Raw genomic sequence first — 6,355 nt, forward strand, 5'->3', positions numbered from 1 at the left:
GCCCAGGCCGCCGAGCCGTACGTGGTGCTCTCGGCCACCGCGACCGTGCCCGAGCCCCCACATCCACCACCCACGCGGACACCCCGAACGCACAACGGAGGCCCAGCGGTGCACGACCTACCGCAGCAGCTGGCCAACGGCCTGATCCTCGGCGCCCTCTACGGACTCGTCGCGATCGGCTACACGATGGTCTACGGCATCGTCCAGCTCATCAACTTCGCCCACGGCGAGATCGTCATGGTCGGCGGCTTCGGCGCCCTGACCGCCTACCTCGCCCTCCCCGGCGGCACCACCCTCTGGCTGGCCCTACCACTCATGCTGATCGCCGGCATCCTGGTCTCCACCCTCACCGCCGTCGCCGCCGAACGCTTCGCCTACCGGCCGCTGCGCAACGCCCCCCGGCTCGCCCCCCTCATCACCGCCATCGGGCTCTCCATCTTCCTCCAGCAACTCGTCTTCTCCTTCTACCCCGACGCCAAGAAGGCCCGCGTCTTCCCCAAGATCCCCGGCGACCCCTTCAGCCTCGGATCCGTCACCATCCAGCGCAGCGACATCTTCCTCATCATCGCCGCCCCCCTGTGCATGCTCGCCCTCGGCTGGTTCGTCACTCGCACCCGCTCCGGCCGCGCCATGCAGGCCACCAGCCAGGACCCCGACACCGCCAAACTCATGGGCATCGACACCGACCGCATCATCGTCCTCGCCTTCGCCATCGGCGCCGCCTTCGCCGCCGTCGCCGCCGTCGCCTACGGACTGCGCAGCGGCCAGGTCGACTTCCGCATGGGCTTCATCCTCGGCCTCAAGGCCTTCACCGCCGCCGTCCTCGGCGGCATCGGCAACATCTACGGCGCCATGCTCGGCGGCATCGCCCTCGGCCTCGCCGAAGCCCTCGCCACCGGCTACATCCAGCACCTGCCCGGCATGCACCTCTTCGGAGGCGGCGCCTGGAAGGACGTCTGGGCCTTCGTACTCCTCATCCTCGTGCTCCTCATCCGGCCCCAAGGCCTGCTCGGCGAGCGCGTCGCGGACAGGGCGTGACCACCATGACCACCACCACCGAGACCACCCCGGTCATCCCCCTGCCGGCCCCCGCCGCCACCGCCCTCACCGGCCTCGGCGCCCTCGCCGTCGCCGCCTCCGCCGCCATGTCCTGGACCTGGACCAGCGACTTCCCCGGCGACCTCACCTACTACGGCTCCCCCGCCGGCCTCCAGTGGCTCGCCCTCACCGCCGGCGTCCTCACCCTCGTCCTCCTCCTCGCCGCACGAGGCGTCCCCGGCCTGCGCTGGGCCGCACCCACCCGCAGCAACAACGCCGTCCTCCACGCCGCCACCGGCGCCCTCGCCGTCGCCGGCTACTCCGTCGCCGCCGTCTCCGTCGAACTCGGCGGCCTCGCCAACCTCGAACCCGGCGGCTGGGTCCTCGCCGCCGGCGGCCTCCTCACCGTCCTCGGCGCCCTCGGCCTCCCCCTCGACCGCCGCACCCACGTCCCCCTGCGGATCCTCGACAAGCGGCTCTTCCTACTCGTCCCCGCCGCCCCCATCGGCTGGTTCGCCGCCCACGCCATCCCCGACGACCAGCCCGTCGCCCCCGTCATGACCGCCCTCTCCGGCGCCCTCGCCATCGCCACCGGCGCCGTCCTCCTCCTCCAGCTCGGCCACCTCGCCAACAGCGCGCTGCGCCTCGGCAAGGTCGAACGCCCGCTCGCCGCACCCCGCGAACTGCCCTCCTGGGTCGAGGTGCTGCTCATCGTCGTGGCCTTCGGACTGGGCCTCTACGCGATCACCTTCGGCATCGACACCGAGTACGGCGAACTCTTCACCGGGTACCTCCTCCTCACCGCCTTCACCGTCGCCGCCCTCGCCGGATCCGGCCTGCTCGCCCGACTGCGCGCCCTCACCGTCAAGCACCGACCCGTCACCACCGGCGCCGCCTTCGCCGCCGCCGCCAGCTTCCCCTTCACCCAGAGCAGCGACCAGTACACCTCCGTCGCCACCAACATCCTGATCTTCGCCACCGTCGCCCTCGGCCTCAACATCGTCGTCGGCCTCGCCGGCCTCCTCGACCTCGGCTACGTCGCCTTCCTCGGCGTCGGCGCCTACGCCGCAGCCCTCGTCTCCGGCTCCCCCGCCTCCCCCATCCACGTCCAGTTCCCCTTCTGGGCCGCGATGCTCACCGGAGCCGTCGTCTCCATGGTCTTCGGCGTCCTCATCGGCGCCCCCACGCTGCGGCTGCGCGGCGACTACCTCGCCATCGTCACCCTCGGCTTCGGCGAGATCTTCCGCATCACCATGCTCAACCTCAACGGCACCACCGGCCCCAAGATCACCAACGGCTCCAACGGCATCCCCCGCATCCCCGACCTGCAGATCCTCGGCTTCGACCTCGGCAAGACCCACAGCATCGCCGGCATCGAACTCGGCCGCTTCTCCAACTACTACCTGCTGATGCTGCTCGTCACCGCGCTCGTCGTCCTCGTCTTCGCCCGCGTCGGCAACTCCCGCATCGGCCGCGCCTGGGTCGCCATCCGCGAGGACGAAACCGCCGCCGAGGCCATGGGCATCAACGGCTTCCGCCTCAAGCTCCTCGCCTTCGCCATGGGCGCCTGCCTCGCCGGCCTCGCCGGCACCGTCCAAGCCCACGTCAGCTACACCGTCACCCCCGACCAGTACACCTTCGCCGAAGCCCTCCCGCCCAACTCCGCCTTCCTCCTCGCCGCCGTCATCCTCGGCGGCATGGGCACCATCAGCGGACCCCTCGCCGGCGCCACCCTCCTCTTCCTCATCCCCAAGAAGCTCGAATTCCTCTCCGACTACCAACTCCTCGCCTTCGGCGCCGCCCTCATCGTCCTCATGCGCGTCCGCCCCGAAGGCCTCATCCCCAACCGCCGCCGGCAACTCGAATTCCACGAAGCCGCCATCCCCGCCCAGACCACCGGCGACGACGCCACCGCACTCACCAAGGCAGGGGCGTGACCCGCACGATGACCACCACCGCTGCTCCCCTGCTCGAAGTCACCGGCGTCACCATGCGCTTCGGCGGCCTCACCGCCGTCAACGACGTCTCCCTCACCGTCGGCGAAGGCGAGATCATCGGCCTGATCGGCCCCAACGGCGCCGGCAAGACCACCTTCTTCAACTGCCTCACCGGCCTGTACGTCCCCACCGAAGGCACCGTCCGCTACCGCGACACCCAACTGCCGCCCAAACCCCACCTCGTCACCCAGGCCGGCATCGCCCGCACCTTCCAGAACATCCGGCTCTTCGCCAACATGACCGTCCTGGAGAACGTCCTCGTCGGCCGCCACACCCGCACCAAGGAAGGCGTCCTCTCCGCCATCCTCCGCGGCCCCGGATACCGCCGCGCCGAAGCCGAGAGCCGCGCCAAGGCCATGGAACTGCTCGCCTTCACCGGCCTCGCCGACAAGGCCGACCACCTCTCCCGCAACCTGCCCTACGGCGAACAGCGCAAGCTGGAGATCGCCCGCGCCCTCGCCTCCGACCCCGGCCTCCTCCTGCTCGACGAACCCACCGCCGGCATGAACCCCCAGGAGACCCGGGCCGCCGAGGAACTCGTCTTCGCCATCCGCGACAAGGGCGTCTCCGTCCTCGTCATCGAGCACGACATGCGCTTCATCTTCAACCTCTGCGACCGGACCGCCGTCCTCGTCCAGGGCCAGAAGATCGTCGAGGGCGACCGCGAAACCGTCCAGAACGACGAACGCGTCATCACCGCCTACCTCGGCGCCCCTCTCGAAGGCGCCGCCCCCGCCGCCCCCGCCGCGCCGGAGACCGTTACGGAGAACGACCAGTGACCGCACTCCTCGAGGTCGAGGACCTCCGCGTCGCCTACGGCAAGATCGAAGCCGTCAAGGGCATCAGCTTCACCGTCAACCAGGGCGAGGTCACCACCCTCATCGGCACCAACGGCGCCGGCAAGACCACCACCCTGCGCACCCTCTCCGGCCTGCTCAAGCCCACCGCCGGCCGGATCACCTTCGACGGCCAGGACCTCACCACCGTCCCCGCCCACAAGATCGTCGCCCTCGGCCTCGCCCACTCCCCCGAAGGCCGGCACATCTTCCCCCGCATGACCATCGAGGAGAACCTCCTCCTCGGCGCCTTCCTCCGCTCCGACACCCCCGGCATCGCCGCCGACGTCGAACGCGCCTACACCCTCTTCCCCATCCTCGGCGAACGCCGCAAGCAGGCCGCGGGCACCCTGTCCGGCGGCGAGCAGCAGATGCTCGCCATGGGGCGGGCACTGATGTCCCAGCCCAAGCTGCTCATGCTGGACGAGCCCTCGATGGGGCTCTCGCCGCTGATGATGCAGAAGATCATGGCGACCATCCTCGAGCTCAAGGCCGGCGGGACGACCATCCTGCTGGTCGAGCAGAACGCCCAGGCGGCGCTGTCGCTGTCCGACCGCGGCTACGTCATGGAGACCGGCCGCATCGTCCTCTCCGGCACCGGCACCGACCTCCTGCACGACGAGTCCGTCCGCAAGGCGTACCTCGGCGAGGACTGAGCCCGGCACACACGGAGAGGGGCCCGGCGGACGTACCGTCCACCGGGCCCCTTTCCTGTCCGTCCTGTCCTGCGCTACTCGGACGTGCCCTCGTCCGCCTTCTTGCGGTCCTGGGCCTCGCCCTCCTCGATGACGGCCTCGGCCACCGCGGCCATCGTCATCCGCCGGTCCATCGAGGTCTTCTGGATCCACCGGAAGGCGGCCGGCTCGGTCAGCCCGAACTTCGTCTGCAGCACGCCCTTCGCCCGGTCCACCAGCTTCCGGGTCTCCAGGCGCTGGGTGAGGTCCCCGATCTCCTTCTCCAGCGCCCGCATCTCGGTGTACCGCGACACCGCCATCTCGATCGCCGGGACCAGGTCCGACTTGGAGAACGGCTTCACGATGTACGCCATCGCCCCGGCGTCCCGCGCCCGGTCCACCAGCTCCCGCTGCGAGAACGCCGTCAGCATGAGCACCGGAGCCAGGTGCCGCTCGTGGATCTGCTCAGCCGCGGAGAGCCCGTCCAGGACGGGCATCTTCACGTCGAAGATCGCCAGATCCGGCTTCAGCTCCTCCACGAGCTTCACCGCCGTCTCCCCGTCCCCCGCTTCGCCGACGACGGTGTACCCCTCCTCCTCGAGCATCTCCTTGAGGTCGAGGCGGATCAACGCCTCGTCCTCGGCGATCACGATCCGGGTGATCTGGGGCGTATCGGTCTCAAGCGGCTGTGCCTGCTCGTCGGCGGTGCTCACTGCGCTCCTCGTTCCGGCGGGGTACTGCATGCACGAGGGTACCTAGACACGGTATGTTTGAGACACGACGCGAAGGCAGTAGCCTTCAAATCGTAGGCCCCGATAGCCCAACTGGCATGAGGCAATGGTCTCAAACACCATACAGTGTGGGTTCGAATCCCACTCGGGGCACTTTTCCTTCGAATCGAAGGGACCGGTATCCGGTCCAAGCGGTCTCGGAGTCAGAGGATCTTCACTCGATCGAGTGGAGATCCTCTCGTTTGCATGCGCACGGGAACCGCGCGATGCAATCTCGCTCACATGTACGACATGGCTACACGCCGACGCGCATTGGACCTTCACGCAGCGGGCCTGTCATTCAGCCAGGTCAGTCGCGCGACCGGGATATCTCGATTCGCAATCCGCGAGTGGGCGTCCGGAGCCGTCCCAAGCCCGCGCATGACGGCCGAGTGCCCGATCCGCAACGGACAGCTCGACCCCTCGTGCCCGCGCGCCGACTACGCCTATCTCCTCGGCCTCTACCTCGGAGACGGCTGCATCAGCGAAGGCCGCCGCAAGGTCCACGCCCTCCGGATCGCGTGCTGCGACAGCTGGCCCGGCCTGATCGACGAGTGCGAGCAAGCCGTCTCCACCGTCATGCCGCGCAACAGGGTCCTGAGGGTCCGTGCGCCGGGCTGCACCAGCGTCGTCAGCACCAGTAAGCACTGGCCCTGCCTCTTCCCGCAGCACGCGCCTGGGCCGAAGCATCTGCGAACGATCTCCCTCGCCCCCTGGCAACAGAAGATCGTCGACGCCCACCCCTGGGAGTTCCTGCGCGGCCTGATCCACTCCGACGGCTGCCGCATCACCAACTGGACGACCCGTACGGTGGGCGGGCTCCCGAAGCGCTACGAGTACCCGCGGTACTTCTTCACCAACACGTCGGCCGACATCATCCGTCTCTTCACCACCACGCTCGATGCCGTCGGCGTCCAGTGGAAGCACGGATCCCGGTCCAACGGCGGCTTCAACATCTCCATCGCCCGGAAGGACTCCGTGGCCCTCATGGACGCCCACATCGGCCCCAAGTACTGACGGCGGCGCGGCCCCGGTGGGGC

The 6,355-nt window shown here is 69.3% G+C and carries 6 protein-coding genes and 1 tRNA gene; 6 read left to right on the plus strand and 1 reads right to left on the minus strand.

The genetic code is table 11. The annotated features are described in order from the left end of the window. Window positions 1–108 precede the first annotated feature (108 nt). The 4 genes from ABT247_RS30730 to ABT247_RS30745 are packed head-to-tail and all read left to right on the plus strand — an operon-like array spanning window position 109 to window position 4,527. Window positions 109–1,038: a branched-chain amino acid ABC transporter permease gene (locus tag ABT247_RS30730; RefSeq protein ID WP_350749135.1), complete on the plus strand. Its 930-nt coding sequence runs from the start codon at window positions 109–111 to the stop codon at window positions 1,036–1,038. Window positions 1,039–1,043: 5 nt separating this feature from the next. Next, window positions 1,044–2,975: a branched-chain amino acid ABC transporter permease gene (locus ABT247_RS30735; protein ID WP_350749138.1), complete on the plus strand. Its 1,932-nt coding sequence runs from the start codon at window positions 1,044–1,046 to the stop codon at window positions 2,973–2,975. Window positions 2,976–2,983: 8 nt separating this feature from the next. Then, window positions 2,984–3,814 carry an ABC transporter ATP-binding protein gene (locus ABT247_RS30740; RefSeq protein WP_350749141.1) on the plus strand — a complete coding sequence of 277 codons (831 nt, stop codon included), beginning with the start codon at window positions 2,984–2,986 and terminating at the stop codon, window positions 3,812–3,814. Next, a complete protein-coding gene (locus ABT247_RS30745; protein ID WP_350749127.1) occupies window positions 3,811–4,527 on the plus strand; it encodes an ABC transporter ATP-binding protein in 717 nt (238 codons plus the stop codon). Before ABT247_RS30740 ends, ABT247_RS30745 begins: the two co-directional genes overlap by 4 nt. 74 nt (window positions 4,528–4,601) lie before the next feature. On the opposite strand, the gene ABT247_RS30750 is transcribed toward ABT247_RS30745, so the two are convergent. Continuing rightward, window positions 4,602–5,288 (minus strand): ANTAR domain-containing response regulator, encoded by a 687-nt coding sequence (locus ABT247_RS30750; RefSeq protein WP_392896947.1) that lies wholly within the window; start codon window positions 5,286–5,288, stop codon window positions 4,602–4,604. A gap of 66 nt (window positions 5,289–5,354) precedes the next feature. On the opposite strand from ABT247_RS30750, the gene ABT247_RS30755 reads away from it, so the two are divergent. After that, window positions 5,355–5,429: transfer RNA gene (locus ABT247_RS30755), tRNA-Leu, on the plus strand. A gap of 129 nt (window positions 5,430–5,558) precedes the next feature. Further along, window positions 5,559–6,332 carry a transcriptional regulator gene (locus ABT247_RS30760; RefSeq protein WP_350749133.1) on the plus strand — a complete coding sequence of 258 codons (774 nt, stop codon included), beginning with the start codon at window positions 5,559–5,561 and terminating at the stop codon, window positions 6,330–6,332. The last annotated feature ends 23 nt before the right edge of the window (window positions 6,333–6,355 follow it).

Source organism: Kitasatospora sp. NPDC001539 (assembly GCF_040298565.1).
In the GTDB taxonomy this organism is placed as follows: Bacteria; Actinomycetota; Actinomycetes; order Streptomycetales; family Streptomycetaceae; genus Kitasatospora.

What these genes read in the sequence shown, in the direction of transcription:
- ABT247_RS30735 (WP_350749138.1), top strand. Translation starts at nt 1,044, where the DNA reads ATGACCACCACCACCGAGACCACCCCGGTCATCCCCCTGCCGGCCCCC.
- ABT247_RS30740 (WP_350749141.1), top strand. Translation starts at nt 2,984, where the DNA reads ATGACCACCACCGCTGCTCCCCTGCTCGAAGTCACCGGCGTCACCATG.
- ABT247_RS30750 (WP_392896947.1), bottom strand. Translation starts at nt 5,288, where the DNA reads ATGCAGTACCCCGCCGGAACGAGGAGCGCAGTGAGCACCGCCGACGAG.
- ABT247_RS30760 (WP_350749133.1), top strand. Translation starts at nt 5,559, where the DNA reads ATGTACGACATGGCTACACGCCGACGCGCATTGGACCTTCACGCAGCG.